The 1,185-nt window shown below is 40.6% G+C and carries 3 protein-coding genes; 2 read left to right on the forward strand and 1 reads right to left on the reverse strand.

Annotated features, from left to right (window positions below; translation table 11 throughout):
* Position 1: 1 nt before the first annotated feature.
* Positions 2-376 carry a hypothetical protein gene (locus R7070_RS25885; protein ID WP_005499351.1) on the reverse strand — a complete coding sequence of 125 codons (375 nt, stop codon included), beginning with the start codon at positions 374-376 and terminating at the stop codon, positions 2-4.
* Between the two features lie 182 nt (positions 377-558).
* On the opposite strand from R7070_RS25885, the gene R7070_RS25890 reads away from it, so the two are divergent.
* The gene (locus tag R7070_RS25890; protein WP_005477072.1) at positions 559-855 is read left to right on the forward strand and encodes an isoamylase early set domain-containing protein; all 297 of its coding nucleotides are present in this window, start codon (positions 559-561) and stop codon (positions 853-855) included.
* A gap of 239 nt (positions 856-1,094) precedes the next feature.
* The coding region (locus R7070_RS25895) for an SDR family NAD(P)-dependent oxidoreductase (protein ID WP_318141473.1) at positions 1,095-1,185 on the forward strand (91 nt) is incomplete at its 3' end.

Genomic DNA, 1,185 nt, shown 5'->3' on the forward strand with positions numbered 1-1,185 from the left:
ATCAAACAATCGGAGGTCGGTAAGGCTTATAAACCACAACCACGGCTTTTTCAGTAGGAAGCTTATCAATGAGCGCCAAGCTGTAAGGCAGTAGCATCAATCCATTTTGCGACAAAGTCGTGGGAATTTTCACAATGCAAGAAGAGCTGCAACTGGTGTGCGACTTTTGCCCTTTTTCCATCATGTGTTCTTTGTGGTGCGGCTCAACACAATCTGTATTTACGCCGAGTTTTTCTTGAAGTGCAGTTTGCTGCATGGGAAAGCTTTGTGCTTCTATTGATGCTGTCGATGCTTGAACGCTCGATGAAACACTGGTTAGCAGCATAGCCACCAAACAAACCAGAGTAGTCATCAATGTACGATTCAACTTCAACATATCAATTTCTTCACAACACACTGATTTTCATCATACAGAAAGATCATATTCATACAAGTTTGAAGCACGAACAGTTCACGGTTATTTCACGAGCTATACCAGCATGAATCCGATAACGCTTGAAATACTTATGAAACACGAGTAATAGTTAGAGCAGTTTTTGTACTAACAAGGAAAGATTCATGCTTAAAAAGAGATTTTTCAAAACTAAAGATGAAGTTGAAGTCACTTTTGAACTCGATAAAAACCAGTGGGAATCCATTAAAATCGCTGGAGATTTTAATGACTGGCAACCAGAGCCAATGAAACTGGTGAAAAAAAGCGGCCAATTTAAGTTCAAAACACGTCTACCCAAAGAGCAACACATCCAATTTCGTTATCTCCTCGATGAAGTTGAATGGGAGAACGATCCTCAAGCAGATGCTTACGTTCCAAATGGCTTTGGTAGCGACAACAGCGTTGTTTGCACCGTTGAATAAGTGGTAACTTTGATGGGTTGATTAGTGCGGATTTCACCGTAGTAACAGCGCATTCTTCTCACTTAAGGCGCACGAGTTGCGCCTTTTTCCTACCAATAAGACAAACTCAAGCAGCAATTATTGTTGCCAGTAAACAACAGTGTTTTACCTAAAGTGATATATATCAACAAAAGTTATTTCCTTAGTATGAGTTCATCGCAGCAGACCGCTGCTTTTAACGAAAACTGAGGAAGTAACAAATGAAAAAACTGGTTGTTATTACTGGTGCAAGTTCAGGTATTGGTGAAGCTATCGCACGTCGTTTTAGTGAAGAAGGCCACCCTCTCCTTC

The sequence above is a fragment of the Vibrio sp. 1557 genome (assembly GCF_033340175.1).
GTDB classification, from domain to species: Bacteria; Pseudomonadota; Gammaproteobacteria; order Enterobacterales; family Vibrionaceae; genus Vibrio; species Vibrio alginolyticus.

Excerpts from the sequence above, each read along its gene's own strand:
- R7070_RS25885 (WP_005499351.1), bottom strand. The coding sequence starts at position 376 with ATGTTGAAGTTGAATCGTACATTGATGACTACTCTGGTTTGTTTGGTG.
- R7070_RS25890 (WP_005477072.1), top strand. The coding sequence starts at position 559 with ATGCTTAAAAAGAGATTTTTCAAAACTAAAGATGAAGTTGAAGTCACT.